This window comes from Streptomyces sp. NPDC048278 (assembly GCF_040652195.1).
In the GTDB taxonomy this organism is placed as follows: Bacteria; Actinomycetota; Actinomycetes; order Streptomycetales; family Streptomycetaceae; genus Streptomyces.
This window is the reverse complement of the sequence record NZ_JBEZLP010000018.1, coordinates 41,947-63,387: the sequence shown is the minus strand read 5'-3', so window position 1 is coordinate 63,387 and position 21,441 is coordinate 41,947. Positions and strand designations below refer to the sequence as shown.

The 21,441-nt window shown below is 71.0% G+C and carries 23 protein-coding genes and 1 pseudogene; 14 read left to right on the top strand and 10 right to left on the bottom strand.

Annotated features, from left to right (window positions below; translation table 11 throughout):
* Positions 1–194: 194 nt before the first annotated feature.
* The 4 genes from AB0D74_RS28480 to rpmB form a co-directional block, all read right to left on the bottom strand.
* A complete protein-coding gene (locus tag AB0D74_RS28480; RefSeq protein WP_362592955.1) occupies positions 195–719 on the bottom strand; it encodes a DUF4232 domain-containing protein in 525 nt (174 codons plus the stop codon).
* Positions 720–884: 165 nt separating this feature from the next.
* Positions 885–1,361: a hypothetical protein gene (locus AB0D74_RS28475; protein WP_362593241.1), complete on the bottom strand. Its 477-nt coding sequence runs from the start codon at positions 1,359–1,361 to the stop codon at positions 885–887.
* 200 nt (positions 1,362–1,561) lie between these two features.
* A complete protein-coding gene (rpsN, locus tag AB0D74_RS28470) occupies positions 1,562–1,867 on the bottom strand; it encodes a 30S ribosomal protein S14 (protein ID WP_362592952.1) in 306 nt (101 codons plus the stop codon).
* Positions 1,868–1,885: 18 nt separating this feature from the next.
* Positions 1,886–2,122: a 50S ribosomal protein L28 gene (rpmB, locus tag AB0D74_RS28465; protein WP_362592949.1), complete on the bottom strand. Its 237-nt coding sequence runs from the start codon at positions 2,120–2,122 to the stop codon at positions 1,886–1,888.
* 74 nt (positions 2,123–2,196) lie between these two features.
* Between rpmB and rpmG the strand changes: the two genes are divergently transcribed.
* The 5 genes from rpmG (at position 2,197) to AB0D74_RS28440 (ending at position 4,858) form a co-directional block, all read left to right on the top strand.
* The gene (rpmG, locus tag AB0D74_RS28460) at positions 2,197–2,361 is read left to right on the top strand and encodes a 50S ribosomal protein L33 (protein WP_217556043.1); all 165 of its coding nucleotides are present in this window, start codon (positions 2,197–2,199) and stop codon (positions 2,359–2,361) included.
* Positions 2,362–2,370: 9 nt separating this feature from the next.
* Positions 2,371–2,631: a type B 50S ribosomal protein L31 gene (locus AB0D74_RS28455; RefSeq protein ID WP_362592946.1), complete on the top strand. Its 261-nt coding sequence runs from the start codon at positions 2,371–2,373 to the stop codon at positions 2,629–2,631.
* The gene (locus AB0D74_RS28450) at positions 2,631–3,845 is read left to right on the top strand and encodes a GTP-binding protein (RefSeq protein ID WP_362592943.1); all 1,215 of its coding nucleotides are present in this window, start codon (positions 2,631–2,633) and stop codon (positions 3,843–3,845) included. Before AB0D74_RS28455 ends, AB0D74_RS28450 begins: the two co-directional genes overlap by 1 nt.
* A 4-nt stretch (positions 3,846–3,849) precedes the next feature.
* Positions 3,850–4,092, top strand: a complete 243-nt coding sequence (gene rpsR, locus AB0D74_RS28445) for a 30S ribosomal protein S18 (RefSeq protein WP_362592940.1) — start codon at positions 3,850–3,852, stop codon at positions 4,090–4,092.
* A 496-nt stretch (positions 4,093–4,588) separates the two neighbouring features.
* Complete coding sequence (locus AB0D74_RS28440) at positions 4,589–4,858, top strand: DUF397 domain-containing protein (RefSeq protein ID WP_150133783.1); 270 nt, start codon at positions 4,589–4,591, stop codon at positions 4,856–4,858.
* Positions 4,859–4,949: 91 nt separating this feature from the next.
* On the opposite strand, the gene AB0D74_RS28435 is transcribed toward AB0D74_RS28440, so the two are convergent.
* Positions 4,950–5,450, bottom strand: a complete 501-nt coding sequence (locus AB0D74_RS28435) for an ATP-binding protein (RefSeq protein ID WP_362592937.1) — start codon at positions 5,448–5,450, stop codon at positions 4,950–4,952.
* Between the two features lie 333 nt (positions 5,451–5,783).
* On the opposite strand from AB0D74_RS28435, the gene AB0D74_RS28430 reads away from it, so the two are divergent.
* From AB0D74_RS28430 to AB0D74_RS28420, 3 genes are all read left to right on the top strand, one after another.
* Positions 5,784–6,608: a helix-turn-helix transcriptional regulator gene (locus AB0D74_RS28430; RefSeq protein WP_362593238.1), complete on the top strand. Its 825-nt coding sequence runs from the start codon at positions 5,784–5,786 to the stop codon at positions 6,606–6,608.
* Positions 6,609–6,718: 110 nt separating this feature from the next.
* Positions 6,719–8,179 carry an aldehyde dehydrogenase family protein gene (locus AB0D74_RS28425; RefSeq protein WP_362592934.1) on the top strand — a complete coding sequence of 487 codons (1,461 nt, stop codon included), beginning with the start codon at positions 6,719–6,721 and terminating at the stop codon, positions 8,177–8,179.
* Positions 8,180–8,283: 104 nt separating this feature from the next.
* The gene (locus AB0D74_RS28420; RefSeq protein WP_362592931.1) at positions 8,284–8,820 is read left to right on the top strand and encodes a DinB family protein; all 537 of its coding nucleotides are present in this window, start codon (positions 8,284–8,286) and stop codon (positions 8,818–8,820) included.
* 139 nt (positions 8,821–8,959) lie between these two features.
* Here the strand turns inward: AB0D74_RS28420 and AB0D74_RS28415 are convergent, their stop codons facing one another.
* Both AB0D74_RS28415 and AB0D74_RS28410 read right to left on the bottom strand, forming a co-directional pair.
* Positions 8,960–10,369: a glutamate decarboxylase gene (locus AB0D74_RS28415; RefSeq protein WP_362592928.1), complete on the bottom strand. Its 1,410-nt coding sequence runs from the start codon at positions 10,367–10,369 to the stop codon at positions 8,960–8,962.
* A 40-nt stretch (positions 10,370–10,409) separates the two neighbouring features.
* Positions 10,410–11,696: an ion channel protein gene (locus tag AB0D74_RS28410; protein WP_362592925.1), complete on the bottom strand. Its 1,287-nt coding sequence runs from the start codon at positions 11,694–11,696 to the stop codon at positions 10,410–10,412.
* A 401-nt stretch (positions 11,697–12,097) separates the two neighbouring features.
* Between AB0D74_RS28410 and AB0D74_RS28405 the strand changes: the two are divergent.
* Positions 12,098–12,535 (top strand): annotated as a pseudogene (locus tag AB0D74_RS28405) (TipAS antibiotic-recognition domain-containing protein); the annotation flags it as partial.
* On the opposite strand, the gene AB0D74_RS28400 reads toward AB0D74_RS28405, so the two are convergent.
* Complete coding sequence (locus tag AB0D74_RS28400; RefSeq protein WP_362592922.1) at positions 12,536–12,904, bottom strand: YbjQ family protein; 369 nt, start codon at positions 12,902–12,904, stop codon at positions 12,536–12,538.
* A gap of 171 nt (positions 12,905–13,075) precedes the next feature.
* On the opposite strand from AB0D74_RS28400, the gene AB0D74_RS28395 reads away from it, so the two are divergent.
* Positions 13,076–13,930 (top strand): VTT domain-containing protein, encoded by an 855-nt coding sequence (locus tag AB0D74_RS28395; protein ID WP_362593235.1) that lies wholly within the window; start codon positions 13,076–13,078, stop codon positions 13,928–13,930.
* A gap of 99 nt (positions 13,931–14,029) precedes the next feature.
* On the opposite strand, the gene AB0D74_RS28390 is transcribed toward AB0D74_RS28395, so the two are convergent.
* A complete protein-coding gene (locus tag AB0D74_RS28390) occupies positions 14,030–15,688 on the bottom strand; it encodes a threonine/serine exporter family protein (RefSeq protein ID WP_362592919.1) in 1,659 nt (552 codons plus the stop codon).
* Between the two features lie 129 nt (positions 15,689–15,817).
* The gene (locus AB0D74_RS28385; RefSeq protein WP_217556031.1) at positions 15,818–16,309 is read right to left on the bottom strand and encodes an inorganic diphosphatase; all 492 of its coding nucleotides are present in this window, start codon (positions 16,307–16,309) and stop codon (positions 15,818–15,820) included.
* Positions 16,310–16,433: 124 nt separating this feature from the next.
* On the opposite strand from AB0D74_RS28385, the gene dacB reads away from it, so the two are divergent.
* From dacB to hpt, 4 genes are all read left to right on the top strand, one after another.
* Positions 16,434–18,050, top strand: coding sequence for a D-alanyl-D-alanine carboxypeptidase/D-alanyl-D-alanine-endopeptidase (gene dacB / locus AB0D74_RS28380; protein ID WP_362592914.1), 1,617 nt, complete (start codon positions 16,434–16,436; stop codon positions 18,048–18,050).
* Between the two features lie 129 nt (positions 18,051–18,179).
* Positions 18,180–19,313: a zinc-dependent metalloprotease gene (locus tag AB0D74_RS28375; protein WP_362592911.1), complete on the top strand. Its 1,134-nt coding sequence runs from the start codon at positions 18,180–18,182 to the stop codon at positions 19,311–19,313.
* Between the two features lie 191 nt (positions 19,314–19,504).
* Positions 19,505–20,617, top strand: coding sequence for a tRNA lysidine(34) synthetase TilS (gene tilS / locus AB0D74_RS28370; RefSeq protein ID WP_362592908.1), 1,113 nt, complete (start codon positions 19,505–19,507; stop codon positions 20,615–20,617).
* A gap of 76 nt (positions 20,618–20,693) precedes the next feature.
* Positions 20,694–21,254 carry a hypoxanthine phosphoribosyltransferase gene (hpt, locus tag AB0D74_RS28365; protein WP_046730905.1) on the top strand — a complete coding sequence of 187 codons (561 nt, stop codon included), beginning with the start codon at positions 20,694–20,696 and terminating at the stop codon, positions 21,252–21,254.
* Positions 21,255–21,441 lie beyond the last annotated feature (187 nt).

Genomic DNA, 21,441 nt, shown 5'->3' with positions numbered 1-21,441 from the left:
CGGCGGTCACCCACAACACGACCGCAATCACCCGCCCCTCTAGGGGCGCGGGGAACTGCGCGAGAACCCCCACCGGCGGTCAGCCAAACCACGACCGCGACCACCCGCCCCCCCTCCAGGGGCGCGGGGAACTGCGCAAAACCCCCCACCCCCGGTCGGCCGAAACGCGACCGCACCGCCCCCCCCGCCCCGAATCAGTCCCCCGCCTGCTGAAACGCCCCCACCGCAGCGTTCGGCTTGTCGGCCGCCCCCTTGCCCGCCACCGCCCCGTACTTCCACGGGAAGCTCTCCGTCGCATCGCTCCCCGGCAGGGACACCGTCAGCGAAGTGGCCGCAAGACTCGCCTGGTCGCCGTCCTTGCCGCGCACGTAGCTGATGGAGAACGTCGCGGAGTCCCCCTTGGCCAGCGTGAGCTTGTCACTCTTGGCGCCCGACTGCGCGGCGACAGCCGCCCCCGTACCGCCCGCCTTCAGCGTGACGCCGGCGAAGCCGTCCAGCGTGCACGGCGCGCTCTGGTTGGTGATGCTCACCGGCACCTCACCGGTGTCCCCCGCGGCCGGCGCCACGCTCACGGAGCCGACCTGGACGGAGACCTTGCCGATCTCGCAGGCCGAGCTGTTCTTGCCGCTGGAGCTTGAGCCGCTGCCGTTGCAGGCGGTCAGGGCCAGGGCGGCGGCGACGGTGGTGACGGCGGTGACGGTGAGCGGAATGGCGCGCATGTGCAGATCCCCATCGAGGTCGTGACGGTGTCCCAGCATCATCACGCCCCGGCCCGGCCCCCGCGCGCCCGCCCCCGTCTCCGACCGCTTCCCGGCGTGTTCCCGCCACCCGCGAGGGCCGTCGGAAACACGCAGGGAAGCGGCCGGACAGGGCCTTACCGGGCCCTACTGCCCAAGGCTCGCCGTCGGCAGCCCCGACGGCAGCTTGCCGCCCTCGGCCCTCGTGTAGGTCTCCGCGCCCGATTTTCCGGACCAGGTGACCTTCATGCCGCTCTTGCTGACCGAGTCCACCATTCCGGTGACCCGGTCCTTGCTGCCGTCCGTGCAGGTGAGATGGATCATCCGCATCCCGGCCTCCTCACCGGCGGTCCCGCTGCACACGGCCCCGCCGGTCTCGAAGAGCCCGGCCTCCTTGCCGGTGACGACCAGCGCGACGATCTTGCCGCCGCTCGTCGTGATCCAGCTGCCCTGCAGCGCGTCGGACGAGGTCGCGGAGCCGTCCGAACCGGCCGAGGCGGTGGCGCCCGTGGACGACGTGCCCGACGGCGTGGCCGAGGAGCCGCTGTCGGACCCGCCACCCCCGCTGCACGCGGTCAGTGCGAGCGCGCCCACCAGCCCCGCGGCGGCGGCAGCGATCCGCAGGGCCGGCCGCGTGGCCGCCGTGGCGGACGCGCCGCGCCCCGCAGTCGCGGGCGTGACCGAAGCCGCCGCCGTCGCCGTCTCCTCGCGCGTCGCACCCGCACCCGTACCCGTACTCGCCGTAGCCGTGGTCACCGCAACGCTCCCGAGCTCTAGGGGTCGGCCGCCCGGCCGCCCGGACGACAGCGGCAAGCTACCAGCACTCACCAGGAGGACTTGCGTACGCCAGGTAGGTATCCGCTGTGGGCCTGGTCGCGCAGATTCACCCGGGACAGGCCGAACGCACGGAAGTAACCGCGCGGCCGGCCGTCCACCTGGTCCCGGTTGCGCACGCGCGTGGCGCTCGCGTCGCGCGGCTGCCCGTGCAGCTCACGCGCGGCGGCGAGCCGCTCCGCCGCGGTCGAGGACGGCCGCCGGAGGATCTCCTTCAGCTCGGCCCTGCGGGCGGCGTACCGCGCGACGACCTCGCGCCGTCGCTCGTTCTTCGCGATCTTGCTCTTCTTCGCCATATCGGTGCTCCGCCCCCGTCAGACCTTCACGCCCCGCGCGCGGATGCGCGCCACGGCCGCGTCGACACCGATCGTGTCGACGGTCTTCACGGCGCGGACGCTCAGCCGGAGCCGTACGTGCCTGTTCTCGCTCGGCAGCCAGTAGCGCCGGGTCTGGATGTTGGGGTCGAAGCGGCGGGAGGTCCGCCGGTGGGAGTGGGAGATCCGGTTGCCGAAGCCGGGCCTGGCGCCGGTCAGCATGCAGTGGGCGGACATGGTGACGTACCTCTCTCGCGGGGGAGCCCCGGAAGCTAGTTCTAATGGGATTCATTTTCAGTAAGGTACCAGTCATGGCACGCAACGAACTCCGGCCGGTGATCAGGCTCAGGTCCACCGCAGGGACCGGCTACACCTACGTGACCCGCAAGAACCGCCGCAACGACCCGGATCGCATGACCCTGCGCAAGTTCGACCCGGTCGCGGGACGGCACGTCGACTTCCGAGAGGAGCGCTGAACCGCCGCCATGCGCAAGGGAATCCACCCCGCCTACGGGCCCGTCGTGTTCCGTGACCGGGCCGCGAACCACGCCTTCCTCACCCGCTCGACGCTGGCGGGCGCGGAGGGGACCGGCAGGACGATCGAGTGGGAGGACGGCCGGACCTACCCGGTGGTCGACGTCGAGATCTCGAACGTCAGCCACCCCTTCTACACCGGCACCGCCCGCGTCCTGGACACCGCCGGGCGCGTGGAGCGCTTCGAGCGTCGGTACGGAAGGCAGAGCTGATGTCCCCCGGAGCCCCGCCCCCCGAAGCCCCGTCCCCCGGCGCCCCGCTGCCCTCCGCCCCGCTCCCGGTCGTGATCGTCGGCGGGCTGCACGCCGTCGCCCGCAGGCAGGCCGTCGCCCGGCTGCTCGCCGACGTCCCGGGCAGCGCCGTACTCCACCACGACCTCGCCATGGCCGCCGAGGGCACGGTCGTACGGACGGTCCGGGACGCCCGCGGCCTGCTGTCCCGTGCCGAGACGCCCCTGGTCGACGACTGCGCGTGCTGCGCCCTGCGCGAGGACCTGGTGCCCGAGCTGCGGCGGCTCGCCGCCGACGGCGCCACCCGGCTCGCGATCGTCGAGCTGTGGGACTCCGTCGAGCCCAAGGCGATGACCGAGGTCGTCGTCGCCGGCGGGCTCACCGTCACCGGCGTGATCACCGCCGTCGACCCGGCCCTCCTGCTGCCCTGCCTGGGCAACGGCGACGACCTCGCCGACGCCGGGCTCGCCGCGGCGGCCACCGACCGGCGCACGGTCGCCGACACCTTCGCCCGGCAGCTGGAGTACGCCCCCGTCCTCGCCGTCCTCGACTCCCCGGAGGCCGACGACGAGGACCGCGAGCTGCTCGCGCAGCTCCATCCGACAGCCCGCCAGGTCCCCCTCCCGGGCGGCCACCCCGGGGACCTGGCGGGCGCTGCGGGCGCGCTGGCCCGGGCCGCGCTCGCCGGCTTCGACGTCGAGGCGGCGGCAGCCGCCCAGCATCCGGCGTGTGCGCTGCTCCCCGCCGAGGCCGACGGCCACGGCGTCGCCACGCTGGTCTGGCGGCACAGGCGGCCGTTCCACCCCGGGCGGCTGTACGCCGCCCTGGAGGACCTGACCTGCGCCGCCGCCCGCAGTCGTGGCCGGTTCTGGCTCGCCGACAAGCCCGACGTGCTGCTCCACTGGGACGCGGCGGGCGGCGCGCTGTGCGTGGAGAGCGTGGGGCCGTGGCTCGCCTCCCTCCCGGACGCGGCCTGGGAGCTGGTCCCGCCGGTGCGCCGGGCCGCCGCCGCACTCGACTGGCATCCGGAGCACGGCGACCGCTGCCAGCACCTGGTCTTCACGTCTCCCGGGCTCGACGGCGACGGGCTCGAACGGCTGCTGGAGTCCTGCCTGCTGACCGACGCCGAGTACGCCGCCGGGCGCGCCGCCTGGCTGCGGCTGCCGCCCGCCTTCGACGCCCTCCTGGAGGTCTGACCCGATGCCCCGCCCCCGCAGGACCGACCGCGGCCCGGTGAAGGACCGGCCCGACCCGCTGGCGGAGGCCGGCGTGACGTACATCGACTACAAGGACACCGACCTGCTGCGGAAGTTCGTCTCCGACCGCGGCAGGATCCGCAGCCGCCGCGTCACCCGCGTCTCCGCCCGGCAGCAGCGGCTGCTGGCCAGGGCGATCAAGAACGCACGCGAGATGGCACTGCTGCCGTACGGAACCACGCGATGACGCGTCGTGTTTCAGCGAGTTTCAGCCGTCGTAGCCGAGCCGCCGCGGCCCAGTCCGCGTAGCCCGATCGTCGTAACCCGATCGGCGTAGCCCGACAGGGACGTCGCAGAGGCCGGTGCGCGGGCCGTCACAGGCCCGCGCACCGGCCTCTTTCGCGTCGTCGACGTGCAGGTTCTCGCCTACGACAGGCGGCGGACGCCGTCCGTCCGGTGGTCCGATCCCGATCCGGCCAATCTCGCTCACCGGACCATCACACGGGCGCTGGAACACGGGGGCCCGGGTGTGCGTCTTTTCTCTGTGCAGGAAGGATTCGATCCGGGGCAGACGTCTGGAACGGGCTGGGTAAAGCGGGCGTCAAAGCTGTAACCGCAGGAACACCCCCCGTGCACGTGCATCTGCTCATGCATCTGCACGTGAACAAGGTTATGATCCGGGTCAGTTGACCGCTGCATCAATGGTCACATCAGCCAGTTAGTGCACCACCGGGGAGCGACCTGTGAACCTCGACGTTGACGGCGTGTACGGGGGGTTTGACGTGTACAACGGCATGGCTGCCACGCAGCTGGACGGAGTGGCCTGGCAGAAGAGCAGGCACAGCAACTCGCAGGGCTCCTGCGTGGAGTTCGCCCGGCTGCCGGGCGGCGACGTGGCGGTCCGCAACTCGCGCTTCCCGGACGGGCCGGCGCTCGTCTACACGCGGGCCGAGATCGAGGCGATGCTCCTCGGCGTCAAGGACGGCGAGTTCGACCACCTGATCACGAGCTGACGGCGGCCGTGTCCGGGGCGACCCGGTGCGTTCGGCGCCCGACGCGCGGGTAACGCGCGTAGAAACCCGGCGTCCGAAGGCGCCGGGTTTCTCATTCGGCGGGCTGCAGCCGGAACAGCGCCCACACGACCTTGCCGCTGAGGGTGCCGGCCAGCGGGTGCCAGCCCCAGCTGTCGCTGAACGAGTCGACCAGGAACAGCCCGCGGCCCGACTCCGCTGAGAAGTCCTCGGAGTCGCGCGGGACGGGCGTCTCGTGGCTGGGGTCGCGCACCGCGCACACCAGCCGTCCGGTCCACCGCATCAGGTGCAGCCGCACCGCCGGCGCGTGCGGCGGTGCGAGGCAGTCGGTCTCGCCGGGCACCGCGTGCCGCAGGGCGTTGGTGACGAGCTCCGAGACGACGAGACAGATGTCGTCGAAGCGGTCGCCGACGTCCCACTGGCCGAGCGTTCTGCGGGTGAACTGGCGGGCTTCGCGCACGGCTTCGTAGCGGGCGGGCAGGGCGCACGAGGCGGCGTTGGACACGGCCGCGGGATCAAGCGGCGGAAGGCCCTGCCGTAATGGCTTGAGCATGGTCGATCCATTCGTCCCCATGCGAGGCACTCCCGGGAATTCGCGGTCGTTGCGATGCAGCGGTGGCGCGGGACCATGGTTTCGGATGCGTAGAGCAGATGCAAGGGCAGATGCACGTGCACGCGACCGAATTGGACCCTCCCGTACCGCTTGTTGGCCATTTTTTCCGCCAACTTCCCGCCCTTGGCTTACTACCTGCTTGCAACTTCCTGTGCTTAAACTTTGGCCGCTTGCCGTTTCCGTAACCGGACGAGTACTGCTCGAAGTGTTTTAGTGGCAGACTGCGGGCCCTGAAGACGGTTGGGGAGGCTGGCGAACGTGAGCGCGGGAGAGCCCGGATCGGTGGTGCGGCGAATGCTGCTCGGCTCGCAACTCAGGCGGCTGCGCGAAGCCCGCGGCATCACCCGGGAAGCCGCGGGGTACTCGATCCGTGCCTCCGAGTCGAAGATCAGTCGCATGGAGCTGGGCCGGGTGAGCTTCAAGACCAGGGACGTGGAAGACCTGCTGACGCTGTACGGCATCACCGACGAGGCCGAGCGCGAACAGCTTCTCTCCCTCGCCCGGGAGGCCAACGTCGCGGGCTGGTGGCACAGTTACTCGGACGTCCTGCCGACCTGGTTCCCCACCTATGTCGGCCTGGAGGGCGCGGCCCATCTGATCCGCGCCTACGAGGTGCAGTTCATCCACGGCCTGCTGCAAACCGAGGAGTACGCGCGCGCCGTGGTGCGGCGCGGCATGCGCGGGGCCGGCGAGGCCGACATCGAACGGCGGGTCACGCTGCGCCTGGAGCGGCAGAAGTACCTGGTGGCCGAAAACGCCCCCGACTTCCACATCGTCCTCGATGAGGCGGCCCTGCGCCGCCCCTACGGCGACCGCGAGGTGATGCGCGGCCAGCTCCAGCACCTCGTGGAGATCTCCGAGCGGCCCAACGTACGGCTGCAGATCATGCCGTTCAGCTTCGGCGGGCACTCCGGGGAGGGCGGTTCGTTCACCATCCTGAGCTTCCCCGAGTCGGACCTCTCCGACGTGGTCTACCTGGAGCAGCTCACCAGCGCCCTCTACCTCGACAAGCGCGAGGACGTCGCCCAGTACGAGCAGGCGCTCAAGGAACTCCAGCAGGACAGCCCGGGACCCGACGAGAGCCGCGACCTGCTCCGGGGTCTCCTCCAACTTTCCTAGGGCTCTCCCCAGAAGTTCGCTCTCTGTCCCCAACTCGCCTGTGACACAAGTACGATGACGCGTGATCAGACCGTGATGTTGATCATGCCTGCTAGTGATTTGGGGATCACATGTCGTCGTACTTCACTGACCTGGCCCAGCAGTACATCGACGGTGAGTGGCGCCCGGGGACCGGTTCCTGGGACATCATCGACTTCAACCCGTACGACGGCGAGAAGCTCGCGTCGATCACCATAGCCGCGGTCGACGAGATAGATCAGGCCTACCAGGCCGCAGCCCGCGCCCAGAAGCAGTGGGCCGCCACCAACCCCTACGCCCGCCGCGCCGTCTTCGAGAAGGCCCTGCGCCTCATCGAGGAGCGGGACGCGGAGATCACCGAGGCGATCATCGCCGAGCTCGGCGGCACGCGTCTGAAGGCCGCCTTCGAGCTGCACCTCGCCAAGGAGTTCCTGCGCGAGTCGATCCAGTGGGCACTGCGCCCCGAGGGCAGGATCCTGCCCTCCCCGGTGGACGGCAAGGAGAACCGCGTCTACCGGGTGCCGGTCGGCGTCGTGGGCGTGATCAGCCCCTTCAACTTCCCCTTCCTGCTGTCGCTCAAGTCGGTCGCCCCGGCGCTCGCGCTCGGCAACGGCGTGGTCCTCAAGCCGCACCAGAACACCCCGATCGTCGGCGGCACCCTGGTCGCGAAGATCTTCGAGGACGCGGGTCTGCCCGGCGGCCTGCTCAACGTGGTCGTCACCGACATCGCGGAGATCGGCGACGCGTTCATCGAGCACCCGATCCCGAAGGTCATCTCCTTCACCGGCTCCGACAAGGTGGGCCGGCACGTGGCCACCGTCTGCGCCTCGCTCTTCAAGCGCACGGTGCTCGAACTGGGCGGCAACAGCGCGATCGTGGTCCTCGACGACGCCGACGTCGACTACGCGGTCGACGCCGCGGTCTTCAGCCGCTACGTCCACCAGGGCCAGGTCTGCATGGCCGCCAACCGCGTCCTGGTCGACCGCGCGGTCGCGGACGAGTTCACCGAGAAGTTCGTCGCCAAGGTGAAGACCCTCAAGGCCGGCGACCCGAACGACCCGGCGACCGTCATCGGCCCGCTGATCAACTCCCAGCAGGCGGAGTCGGTTTCGGCCACGGTCGAGCAGGCCGTCGCCGAGGGCGCCACCGCCCTGCTGCGCGGCACCACCACCGACAACCTGGTCGAGCCCTCGGTCCTCACCGGCGTCCCGGCCGACTCCGACCTGCTCCGCCAGGAGGTCTTCGGACCGGTCGCCTTCCTCATCCCGTTCGACGGCGAGGAGGAGGCCGTACGCCTCGTCAACGACACCCCCTACGGCCTCAGCGGCGCCGTCCACACCGGGGACGTCGAGCGGGGCGTGGCCTTCGCGAAGCAGATCGACACCGGGATGTTCCACGTCAACGACGGCACCGTGCACGACGAGCCCGTCGTCCCCTTCGGCGGCGAGAAGCACTCCGGGATCGGCCGCCTGAACGGCGAGACGACCGTGGAGTCCTTCACCACCCTGAAGTGGATCTCGGTACAGCACGGCCGGAGCGGCTTCCCCTTCTAGCCGGCGAAGCCCGGTCGCGGGGCCCTATAGGACGCCATCTGTCCTATAGGGCCCGTAGCTTCGGTCGTGTCAGGGAGACACCACCCGAGGAAAGGCGGCCGGTCATGGTCACCCACGTTCCCGCGGAAGCACAGGGCGACGAGCGCGGAGCACTGCTCTCCTTCATCGAGGAGCAGCGCGGCGGCATCCGCCGGGCGCTGCTCGGCCTCACCGACGAGCAGGCGGCCAGCAGGCCCAGCGCGAGCGAGCTGTCCCTGGCGGGCCTGCTCAAGCACTGCGCCGAGGTCGAGCAGAGCTGGATCGCCCGCGCCAGGCAGGAGCCGCCGGCGATCGAGCGCGACCAGTCCAACTGGCACGAGACCTTCCAGCTGGTCGGCGACGAGACGGTGGCCTCCCAGCTGGCGTACTGGGAGCAGGTCGCCGCCGAGACGGAGAAGTTCATCCGCTCGGTCCCCAGCCTCGACGACACCTTCCCGCTCCCCGAGGCCCCCTGGTTCCCGAAGGGCAGCGTCTCCATGCGCTGGGTCTGCCTCCACCTGATCCGCGAGACCGCCCGCCACGCCGGCCACGCCGACATCGTCCGCGAGTCCCTGGACGGCAAGACGGCCTTCGAGCTGGTGGCGCTGGAACGGGGCGCCTAGCAGCGCCCCTTCGCGGGCGGGCCCCGAAGGGGCGCGGGGCCGTATCAATATGCGGCTCCGCCGCGTGGGCGCGACCAGCCACGACGGCGCCGTACCCGACACTCGGCGGACGCACACGGCGGCTCTCCCCGCGGAGCGCTCAGTGGTGGAAGCTGGTCGCCGCCTCCTTGTCGTGGGTCAGCGGATGCGGCTGCCGGCGCAGCTCGGGTAGGAGCCGGGTCAGGTCGTCGACGAACAGGTCCGCCAGGTCCTTCGAGAAGCCGTTGCGGCACACCACCCGCAGCACGGACAGGTCCTCCCGGTTCGCCGGGAAGGTGTACGCCGGCACCAGCCACCCGCTCTCGCGCAGCCGCCGGGACACGTCGAAGACGTCGTACGCCGTCACGTGGTCGGCGGTGGTGAAGGCGAACACGGGCAGCTCGTCGCCCCGGGTGAGGAGCCGGAAGTCGCCGAGCGCCTCGATGCGTGCGGCGAGCCCGGTCGCCACGTCCCGGGACGCCTGCTGCACCGCGCGGTAGCCGTCCCGGCCCAGCCGCAGGAACGTGTAGTACTGCGCGACCACCTGGGCGCCGGGCCGGGAGAAGTTGAGGGCGAAGGTGGGCATGTCGCCGCCCAGGTAGTTGACCCGGAAGACCAGTTCCTCGGGCAGCGCCTCCTTGTCCCGCCACAGCGCCCAGCCGACGCCCGGGTAGACCAGCCCGTACTTGTGGCCCGAGGTGTTGATCGACGCCACGCGCGGGAGGCGGAAGTCCCACACCAGGTCCTCGTCGAGGAAGGGCGCGATCATCCCGCCGGACGCGCCGTCCACATGGACCGGGACGTCGATCCCGGTGCGCTCCTGGAGGGCGTCCAGGGCCGCGCAGAGGTCGGCGACCGGCTCGTAGGACCCGTCGAAGGTGGAGCCGAGGATGGCGACGACCCCGATGGTGTTCTCGTCGCAGAGGTCGGCGGCGGCCTGCGCGTCCAGGTGGTAACGGTCGCCCTCCATGGGCACGAACCGGGGCTCCACCTCCCAGAAGTTGCAGAACTTCTCCCAGCAGACCTGGACGTTGATGCCCATGATCAGGTTCGGCCGGGCGGCGCCCGGGTAGCGGTCGGCGTTGCGCTGCATCCAGCGCCGCTTCAGCGCCATCCCGGCCAGCATGCAGGCCTCGCTGGAGCCGGTCGTCGAACAGCCGACGGTGTTCGCCGGGTCCGGCGCGTTCCACAGGTCGGCGAGCATGGCCACACAGCGCCGCTCCAGCTCGGCGGTGCGCGGGTACTCGTCCTTGTCGATCATGTTCTTGTCGTCGCACTCCGCCATCAGGATCCCGGCCTGGGGCTCCATCCAGGTGGTGACGAAAGTGGCCAGATTCAGCCGGGCGTTGCCATCCAGCATCAGCTCGTCGTGCACCAGCTGGTAGGCGGTCGTGGGCGGCAGCGGGCCGTCCGGCAGCCGGTGCGTGGGCGGGGCCTCGGCCATGCCGGCGACCGGGTTCGCCTCACCGAAGAACGGGTTGACGGACATGGGTCGCTCTTGGTGCTTCTGAGGGCCTTTGTGCAGCGGCATGAGGAGTGCCTCCTGGACGACGCGAGGAAATTCACAAGGATCAGCGCAGGGCCGTACCGTCCGCCCGCAACTGCATTCTCGGCCGCCCGGTCACCAGCAGCCACGCGGGCAGCGACGCGATGCACAGCAACGCGATGATGCTCGTCGAGGCCACCAGCACCGCGGCCGTGAACAGGCTCACCCAGCCCTGCCGGGTGATCGCCAACAGCATGCCCAGCACACCCGCCGCCACGCCCACCGAGGGCTGGACCGCGGGCACCAGGGCGTGGGCGCACAGCCCGAGGGAGGCGCCGATGAACACCGACGGAAAGATCCGGCCACCGCGGAAACCGCAGGAGGCGGCCACCAGCAGCGCGGCCAGCTTGACGACCGCCATCACGGCGAACTGCCCGGCCGACCAGCCCCCCGGGTCCTTCGCCAGCTCAGCGACCTCGTCCAGCCCCTTGAAGAGCGTCAGATGGCCGCCCAGCGCCCCCAGGAGGCCCAGCACGAGCCCGCCGACCGGAAGGGCGACCATCGGGTGCCCGAGACGCCGGAAGGCGCCGTGGACGGACGGGAAGGCGTAGACGGCGCACATGCCGAGCAGCGCGGCCGTGGGGGCGACCACCAGCACCGCCAGCAGATCGGGCCAGCGCGGGTGGCCGAGCGCGGGCAGGCCGAGGTCCAGGGCCGGACGGGCCACCAGGGCGGTCGTCATCGAACCGGCACCCGCGGCCATCAGCGGCCCGAAGAGGTTGTCCCACAGCGCCCCCTTCAGCGGTTTCCCGGCCAGCGCCTCGGAGATCACCAGGGCCGCCGCCACCGGCGTCCCGAACAGCGCGCCGAGCGTCGCCGCGTCGGCCAGCGCGGGCCACAGCGAACCCGGCAGCCGGGGCATCGCGAGCCGTCCCAGCCACAGCGCCAGCCCGACGTTGACGGCGATGAGCGGGTTCTCCGGACCGAGGCTCGGCCCGCCCGCCAGCATCAGCACGGTCGCCAGCACCAGCCCGGGCAGCACGGCCGGCGGCAGCGCCACCGCCTCCAGGCCCAGGGTGGCCGGATCGGGCCCCGCGTGCCCCGGCACCTTCCACACCACCAGACCCACCGCGACCCCGGTGGCCGTCAGCATCACCAGCATCCACAGCACCGAGTACCGCCCGACGCCCAGCGCGTCCGGCAGGTTGTTCCACAGCACGTGCTGCAGCCGCTCGGCCAGCGAGCTCACCAGCAGGAACAGCAGGCTGCTCCCGACCCCCACGACGAGGGCGGGCAGGATCATCGGCAGCAGGGCGCGCGCGGGGGCCGAGGGCGGGATGGGAAGCGCCTGCTGCGCGGTGTCCTGGGCCACGGGCCCACCATAAGCGGGCAAAACCGGCACAACATCCTGAACGAAACCCGGCTTGCACCTCACGTGACGTGAGGCCCCAGGGTGGAGCACGGAAAGGAGCGGAAGCTGTTTATCGGACGCCTGTTCAGTACCCCACCTTTCAGGGGGAAGCGTGGGGCATCCGGCCCGAAAGGGCACAGCGGCATGGCTAGGCTCGGCCTGTGCGGCAACCGAGTTGCCGGACCTACCGTCGGACGGACGGGAAGTCAGGCCTGCGGAGGCCGTGTAAGACCGCCCCTCACCGGTCGGCTGTGGCCTGTGAAACAGGAACCCGAGGTGGTGCCGCGTAGCGGTACGGACCAGAATCCCCTACCTCGGCAGGGGAGGGCGTCAATCCGTCGGACAGGTCGCCGGATCTGCAACGCAGGACGGGCATCGGCCTCACCCCCGAGGAACGCTTCGAGCTCCTCGGGGGAGGGCCCCGACCGGTATGCCGAGGAGGCCGACAGCGCTGGTGCTCCACCGAGGCCTACGCCGAGTCCCAGCGTCGCGCGGCCCGCTGCACCAAGGCCGACTGGCAGCGGATGAAGGCCGAGGCCGACGACTGGAGCGCGCGTTACGCCGCCCTGGTGACCGCCGCCGAGCCGGCGGCCGGCGAACGGGCCATGGACATGGCGGAGGAACACCGGCGGCACATCTCGGCCTGGTTCTACGACTGCTCGCCCGAGATGCACCGCTGCCTCGCCGCGATGTACGTGTCCGACGAGCGCTTCAAGGCCCACTACGACGCGATGGCCCCGGGTCTGGCCGAGCACCTCAAGGAGGCGATCGAGGCGAACGCGGCCCGGCTCGCGGGGTGACTAGGCGGCCTTCTCGACGATCACGGCGGTCCCGTAGGCACACACCTCGGTCCCCGCGTCCGCCGCCTCGGTCACGTCGAACCGGAAGGCCAGCACGGCGTTGGCGCCACGCGCGCGGGCCTGCTCGATCAGCCGTTCCATGGCCTGGTTGCGGGTCTGGACCAGCGTTTTCGTCAGCCCCTTCAGCTCACCCCCGATCATCGACTTCAGGCCCGCGCCGATCTGACTGCCCAGGTGCCGGGAGCGCACGGTCAGCCCGAAGACCTCGCCGATGACCTCCCGCACCCGGTACCCGGGAACGTCGTTCGTGGTGACGACCAGCACATCGGCCTGCGGTCCCTGACCGCCGCCGTACTCTTCGATACCCATGTCCACAGCCATTCCCCAGGGCGCCCACAGTGCATCCTGGATCCACCGGTGGAACCTGGGGCGGACACAATGCGTTGATAGCTTTGTGCGCCCGCACAAGGCACTTGCACTGCCCTCACCCCTCAGGAGCCCGGAACCGTGACGACCACGCTTGCCCTCGGCCCGAGCTGGATGGATCCCAACACCCTTCTCGACCAGTTCGGCATCTGGGGCCTGCTCCTGGTCGTCTTCGCCGAGTCCGGCCTCCTGATCGGCTTCTTCCTCCCGGGCGACTCCCTCCTCTTCACCTGCGGCCTGCTGATCACCTCGAACCAGCTGGACTTCCCGCTGTGGGGCGCCGTCGCCCTGATCTGCGTCGCCGCGATCCTCGGCGACCAGGCGGGCTACATGTTCGGCAAGAAGGTCGGCCCGACGCTCTTCAACCGCCCGGACTCCCGCCTCTTCAAGCAGGAGAACGTGGCGAAGGCGCACGAGTTCTTCGAGAAGCACGGCCCCAAGTCCCTGATCCTGGCCCGCTTCGTCCCCGTGATCCGCACGTTCACGCCGATCATCGCCGGCGTCAGCGGCATGGCCTACCGCTCGTTCCTCACCTTCAACGTCATCGGCGGCGTCCTGTGGGGCGCCGGCGTCACCCTGCTCGGCTCCTGGCTCGGCAAGATCGGCTTCGTCAAGGACAACATCGAGCTGATCCTGATCCTGATCGTCTTCGTCTCGGTGATCCCGATCGTCATCGAGTTCCTGCGGGCCCGCTCGAAGGCGAAGAAGGAGGCCGCGGCGACCCCGCCCGAGCAGCCCTTCCAGCCGTTCCAGCAGCACCCCGCGACCGCGGCGCCCCCGATGATGGACGACGCCACGACCCAGCTCCGCAGGATCGAGCCGACCTACACCCCGCAGCAGCCCCAGCAGCAGTACGGCTACGGCCAGCAGCAGCCGTACTACGACCAGGGCGGCTACGACGGCTACGACCAGAACGCCTACGGCCAGCAGCCCAACCCGTACACCGAGGACCACTACCGAGCCCCGTGAGCGGCAACGCCCTGCTTTCAAGGGGCGCGGGGAACTGCGCGATCAACCCCCACGCACCCGCAGCCGCCGTCCGGCCCGAGCCCCCACCCCGGTGGGCGCTCAGAACCCCCTCGTCCGCTTCGCGGCCCTCCGCTTCCCCGCCGACCCCACCCGCAGGGTCAGCCGGGAGATCTCCGACCCCAGATTGACCCCGATGGCGATGGCCATGGCGAGCGACGCCGCCTTGGCCAGCGACACCAGCCCCTTGTCGACCTCGTTCTGCGCCATCGACAGCAGCCCGAAATAGGTCGCCGACCCCGGCAGCAGGGGCCCGATCGCCGCCGTCGTGTACGGCAGCGCGGACGCGAACCGGTACCGCGACAGCAACTGCCCGAACAGCCCCACCAGCCCGGCCGCCACCGCCGTGGAGGCGACCGGGGAGATCTTCCCGGCGTAGTGCATCGCGCCGTAGACCGACCACGCCACGCCCCCGTTGAGGGTCACCGCCAGCACGGTGGATCGTTCCTGCTGGAGCAGGACCGCGAAGGTCAGCGACAGCACCATCGACGCGGCGATCTGCAGCAGCGGCCGTCCGGAGCCGACCAGCGCCGCGTCGGGATTGAGCCGCCCGCCCAGCTTCACGCCGAAGTACAGGACGGTCAGCACCCCGATGACGATGCCGACGAAGAAGTACATGACCTCCAGCAGACGCGCGGAGGCGGTGATGTAGAAGCCGGTGAGCCCGTCCTGGACGCCCGCGACGAGGGCCCGTCCGGGCAGCAGCGCGAACAGCCCACCGGTGACCACGGCGGACGCCGCGACGTCGACGTGAGCGAGCGAGAAGGCGATCCCGATCGCGGCCGGCGGCATCGCGGCGATCATGAACTGGTAGAACTCCGGCAGCCCCCGCCCGGCGCACAGCCAGGCCAGCCGGTCGCCGAGCATCGCGCCGATCGCCGCCGCCACGAACACCAGCGGGCCACCGCCGACGAGTACGGAGGCGGCCCCGGCCAGCAGCCCGCTCGCGGCCGTCAGCGCCCAGCCGGGATACGGGTGCCGGTTGCGCCGGATCTCCGCGAGCCGCCGGTAGGCCTCCTCCAGGGAGACATGGGTCTCGGGGTCGGTCAGGTCGTCCACGAGCCGGAAGACGGCCGCCAGGCGCGTGTAGTCGGTCCCGCGCCGCCGCACCGTCCGGGACGCGGTCACCGGGTCGTCGACGAGCGAGGGCTGGTACGAGATCGCCAGCAGCGTGAAGGTGACGTTCGGCTCGCAGCGGTCGAGGCCGTACGACCGGCAGACCGCGAACATCGCGGCCTCCACGTCCTCCGCGCCCTCGCCGCCCGCCAGCAGCAACTCCCCGATACGCAGCGTCAGGTCGAGCACGCGCGGGACGGCGGGAGCGCCCTCCTCGGCCTTCTGCGCCGGCTCCACCGCCGGCCGCTCGGCCACCGGCATGCGCAGCATCGTGCGCATCCGGTCCTGCCAGGGCGCGTCCTTGACGAGGCTGACCGCGGGGAACCCGGAGGCCGGCGTGAAGACCGGCGGGGCGTCCTGGGCGCTGTAGGTGCTCGGCAGGCTGAACGCCGACCCCTCCGGCCCGGCACTCGCCGACGGCGGCGCCGCGAACCCGTCCGGCACCGCGAACTCGGACGTCGTCTCCGGCTCACCGGCGCCGCCCTCGGGGACCTCGATGCCCCGGGGGACGGCGAACTCGGACGTGAGTTCCGGGTCGTACCGCGCCTCGTCAGACCTGGGCTTGCGGTCCTCCGCCTCCGTCACCGTCGTAACGCTCCCTGAACGACAACTTCACCTGAGCCTCAGTATGCGCATGACCGCTCGGCGGGCACGAAAAACGGGCCCCACGCGTGCGTGCGGCCCGTCTCCCGATGCCGGCCCACCGGGGTGGTCTCAGTGACCGCCGGACTCCTTGAAGCGCTTGTACGACCGCTCGATCTCGATCTCGGCGTCGGTGCGGCCGACCCAGTTGGCGCCCTCGACGGACTTGCCGGGCTCCAGGTCCTTGTAGACCTCGAAGAAGTGCTGGATCTCCAGGCGGTCGAACTCCGACACGTGGTGGATGTCGCGCAGGTGCTCCACGCGCGGGTCGGTCGCCGGGACGCACAGCAGCTTGTCGTCGCCGCCGGCCTCGTCCGTCATCCGGAACATGCCGATCGCCCGGCACTTGATCAGGCAGCCCGGGAAGGTCGGCTCGTCCAGGATGACCAGCGCGTCCAACGGGTCGCCGTCCTCGCCGAGGGTGTTCTCGACGAAGCCGTAGTCGGTCGGGTAGGCGGTCGAGGTGAAGAGACGACGGTCGAGGCGGATCCGACCGGTCTCGTGGTCCACCTCGTACTTGTTCCGCGAACCCTTCGGGATCTCGATCGTGACGTCGAACTCCACCGGTGGCTCCTCCATGATCAACACATAGTTCTGATGGTTAAGTGTCCCCCACGCAGGTGTGTGATCGCGAAAGGGGCTGGTGGTCGTGCCAGAGCTGAGGCCTTGGCAGTCCGCGAAACCGCGTGTGCGGAAGATCGCGGGCGCCGTACGACCGCGGCTCGCACGCCTGGTGAACGCCGTGAAACCGCAGGTCGCGCGGTTGCGGCGGGCAGTGGAACCGCGCCTCGCACGCATCACGCGCGCGACGGGACCCCGGCTGGCCACCCTGGTCCGCCCCCCTCGACCTCGGTTCCGGACCCTCAGGACCTGGCAGTACACCGCGGGCGCCGCCACGGCCGGGCTCGCCCTGGCCGTGGGTGCGGTGACCGCGGCGGGCCCCTGGGACGCCAACGGTCAGCGTACGGCCGAGCGGGACCGGGCCACCGCCCAGGAGCGGACGGGTGGCACAGATCACGGCTCCGGTGCGGACTCCGTCACAGCCGACGGCGAGCCCCGCCCCGCGCCCAGCGCCGGACCCGTCCTCACGGGGCTGAACGGCGCCACGAACACCGTGAAGTCGGCGCCCGCCGGAAAGTCCGTCGGTATCTCGGGAACGGCCGTCACGAACCTCCTGGGGCCCCTTCTGAAGTCCCCGGCGCTCGGCAGCGTCCGCACCGCCGTGGTCGTCGACGTGGCCACCGGCAGCCGCCTGTACGGCTCCGGCGCCGACACCGCCCTGACCCCCGCCTCCACCACCAAGATCGCCACCGCCGTCGCCGCCCTCTCCGCCCTCGGCCCCGACCACCGCATCACCACGCGCGTGGCCCTCGAACCCGGCACCAGGGAGGTCGTCCTGGTCGGCGGCGGCGACCCCACCCTGACCGCGCACCAGGACGCGGCCGGCTGGGCCAGCCTGCGCACCCTCGCCACCGAGACGGCGCGATCGCTGACCGCGCGGGGCATCAGGCAGATCACCCTCTCCTACGACACCACGCTCTACTCCGGCCCCGACCTGCACTCCATCGGCGTCAATGAGAACCTCGCGCGCGTGACCCCGCTGACGGCCGACGAGGGCCGCACCAACGACTCCGCCGAGGGACCCGTGCTCCGGGTCGGCGACCCGGCGGCCGACGCGGCACGGAAGTTCGCGGGCTTCCTGGCAGACGCCGGCATCAAGACCTCGGCACCGGGCACCTCCAAGGCGAGCGGCCGGGCCGAGACCCTCGCCACCGTCTCCTCGCCGCCGCTGTCCTCGATCGTCGAACGCATGCTGACCAACAGCGACAACGACATCGCCGAGGCCCTGGCCCGCCAGACGGCGCTCGCGACCGGCAAGGAGGCCAGCTTCGACGGGGGAGCGGCGGCGATCGACGCCCAGCTGACCAAGCTCGGCCTGCCGATGACCGGCGCCTCCTTCCACGACGGCAGCGGCCTGAACCGCGACGACCGGCTGACGGCCAACCTCCTCACCGCCCTCCTCGTCAAGGCCGGCGACGTGGACCGGCCGGGCCTGCGCGCGGTCCTCACCGGCCTCCCCGTCGCCCACTTCACGGGCACCCTCACCAGCCGCTACACGGACGGCGCGGCAGGCGTCGTACGCGCGAAGACCGGCACCCTCACCGGCGTCAACACCCTCGCGGGCACGGTCGTCGACAAGGACGGCCGCCTCCTCGCCTTCGCCTTCCTCACCTCGAACACGACGGACGCGGTGGCGGCCCAGGCAGCTCTCGACAAGGCGGCGACGGCCTTGGCGGGGCTGTAACCGCCGCCTGCTTCTCGACCACCGCGGGCAGGCGTTCCGCCCCCAACCCGACCCCACCGCACAAGTCACGCCAACCTCACCAACCCGCACGGCCTGCCCCAACCGGTAGCGCTAACGTACGGTTGACGCATGACGAGCATCGGTGGCGCTGCTTCTTCTGGGATGGTCGACTGGAATCTCGCGGTGGCGACCGCGACCCGGCTCGTGCGGCCGGGGCCCGAGGTGAGCCGCGACGAGGCCCGGGTCATCGTCGCGGAGCTGCGGCGGCACGCGAAGGCCTCGGAGGAACACGTCCGGGGCTTCACTCGTATGGGGACCGACGACATTCACGACACCCCCGTTCTGGTGGTGGACAGGCCCGGCTGGGTGAAGGCGAACGTCGCCGGCTTCCGGGAACTCCTCAAGCCGCTGCTCGAGAAGATGCAGGAGCGGCGCGCGGGCACCCCCGGCGGCGCCGTCCTCGGCGCGGTCGGCGGCAAGGTCACCGGCGTGGAACTCGGCATGCTGCTGTCGTTCCTGTCGTCCCGGGTCCTCGGCCAGTACGAGACCTTCGCCCCCTCCTCCCGCGACCTCCCGGCCGACGAGAACGGCGGCGGCCGGCTGCTGCTCGTCGCCCCGAACATCGTCCACGTGGAGCGCGAACTCGACGTCCAGCCCCACGACTTCCGCCTGTGGGTGTGTCTGCACGAGGAGACGCACCGCACCCAGTTCACCGCGGTGCCCTGGCTGCGCGCCCACCTGGAGGGCGAGATCCAGTCGTTCCTCTCGGAGACCGACGTCGACCCGATGACCGTCCTCGAACGCATCCGGGACGCCGCCCAGTCCCTCGCCGGCAGCCGTCCCGAGGCCGAGGAGGACGACGGCGGACGGTCGTTCGTCGAACTGGTGCAGACCCCCGCCCAGCGCGAGATCCTCGGCCGGCTCACCGCCGTCATGTCCCTCCTGGAGGGCCACGCCGACTTCGTCATGGACGGCGTCGGACCCGCGGTCGTGCCGACCGTCGCCGAGATCCGCGAGAAGTTCCAGCAGCGGCGCGCCAAGGGCGCCTCCCGGCTCGACATGACCCTGCGCAAGCTGCTCGGCCTGGATGCCAAACTCCGTCAGTACCGGGACGGCGAACGGTTCGTGCGGGCCGTCGTCGAGCAGGTCGGCATGGACGGCTTCAACCGGGTGTGGACCTCCCCGAACACGCTGCCGACCAAGGCGGAGATCGCGAAACCGGCGGACTGGGTCGCGCGGGTGCACCGCAAGGCCGAGTCGTGAACCAGCGGATGTGCGGCGAACGCAAACCGGCCGACGGCAGGCGAACGCCCCTCCAATCACCCGTCCGAGGGACCGTGAGCGATGGGTAGGCGTGCGATGCTCAGGGAACGGCCCGTTTCTGTCACCATCTACACACTCTGAGTGACCGGACTCGGGTTCACCCCCCGAAAACTTCATGAAGGGAACCGGACATGGGTCCCCATCCTGCGGTCGCGGCGATACGCCTGGCGGTCCGCCGCGTCCTCCACGACATCCTCACCGACGACAGCCGTCACAGCCGTACCGCCGGTGAGCGCACCGGCGGGCGCATCGGCGTGCGCCTCGCGCGCCCCGCCGGCGGCCTCCCCGAGGTCATCGAGATCCCGGAGCAGACACCGAACGAGCGGCCCCCCTCCCCGCTCGTCCTCGTCGCGTGCTCCGGCGGCGCCGACTCCATGGCGCTCGCCTCCGCCCTCGCCTTCGAGGCCCCCAAGCTCGGCATCCGCGCGGGCGGCATCACCGTCGACCACGGCCTCCAGCCCGGCTCCGACCTGCGCGCCGAGGAGGTCGTCCTCAGGCTGCGCGAACTCGGCCTCGACCCCGTCGAGTCCATCACCGTGACCGTCGGCCGCGACGGCGGACCCGAAGCCGCCGCCCGCGACGCCCGCTACGCCGCCCTGGACGCCGCGCTCGAACGGCACGGCGGCGCCGCGATCCTGCTCGGCCACACCAGGGACGACCAGGCCGAGACCGTCCTGCTCGGCCTCGCCCGCGGCTCAGGCATCCGCTCCCTGTCCGGAATGGCCGCGGTCTCGGGGGCCGGAGGCCGTTACCGCCGCCCGTTCCTCCAGCTGGACCGCCAGACCGCCCGCAAGGCCTGCATGGTCCAGTCCCTGCCCGTCTGGGACGACCCGCACAACGCGGACCCGGCCTACACCCGCTCCCGGCTCCGCCACGAGGGCCTGCCCGCCCTGGAGAAGGCCCTCGGCAAGGGCGTCGTCGAGGCGCTCGCCCGCACCGCCCAGCTCTCCCGCGACGACGCCGACGCCCTCGACACCTGGGCCAGCCAGGCCGAGGCCTCCGTACGGGACGCGGCGGGCCTCCTGGAGTGCGCCAAGCTCTACGCCCTGCCCCCCGCCGTACGGCGCCGGATCCTGCGCCGCGCGGCCATCCAGGCGGGCGCACCGGCCGGTTCCCTGTTCGCCCGGCACATCGAGGAAGTCGACCGGCTCATCACCGGCTGGCGCGGCCAGGGAGCCATCAATCTCCCCGGCAAAGTCGTCGCCCAGCGCCAGGGTGGCAGACTGGTGATTCGGCAAGGCTGAATCCCGACCTCACGGAGAGCTCCTCGGCGCTCCTCCGAAGGGCCGGGTAGGCCGGTGGGACGACCGACCGAAAGTGATGCGGGTGGACGCGAAAGACATGGGTGCCGACCTCCAGCAGGTGCTCATCACCAAGGAAGAGATCGACGCGAAGCTGGCCGAGCTGGCCGCGAAGATCGACGCGGAGTACGCGGGCAAGGACCTGCTCATCGTCGGCGTCCTCAAGGGCGCCGTGATGGTCATGGCGGACCTCGCCCGGGCGCTGTCCACCCCCGTCACCATGGACTGGATGGCCGTGTCCTCGTACGGGGCGGGCACCCAGTCCTCCGGTGTGGTGCGGATCCTCAAGGACCTCGACACCGACATCAAGGGCAAGCACGTCCTGATCGTCGAGGACATCATCGACTCGGGCCTGACCCTGTCCTGGCTGATCAACAACCTCGGCTCCCGCGAGCCCGAGACCCTGAAGATCTGCACGCTGCTCCGCAAGCCGGACGCGGCCAAGGTCGCCATCGACGTCGAGTGGGTCGGCTTCGACATCCCCAACGAGTTCGTCGTCGGCTACGGCCTCGACTACGCCGAGAAGTACCGCAACCTCCCGTTCGTCGGTACGCTCGCGCCTCACGTCTACGGCGGTTGAACCCCGGCTGATACGCCGGAGGGTCCACTTACGTAAGACGATCGGGAACCCCAGCGGGTTTCGCGCCGTTGGAGCATGCAGAGACGGGTTTCACCAGTCGTCCGAGCGGCTTCGTGCGGCTTCGGGCAACAATGCTGGGGTACCGTCAGAAGAACTGTCTTATCAAACTCACTATGGCAGGAGGGAC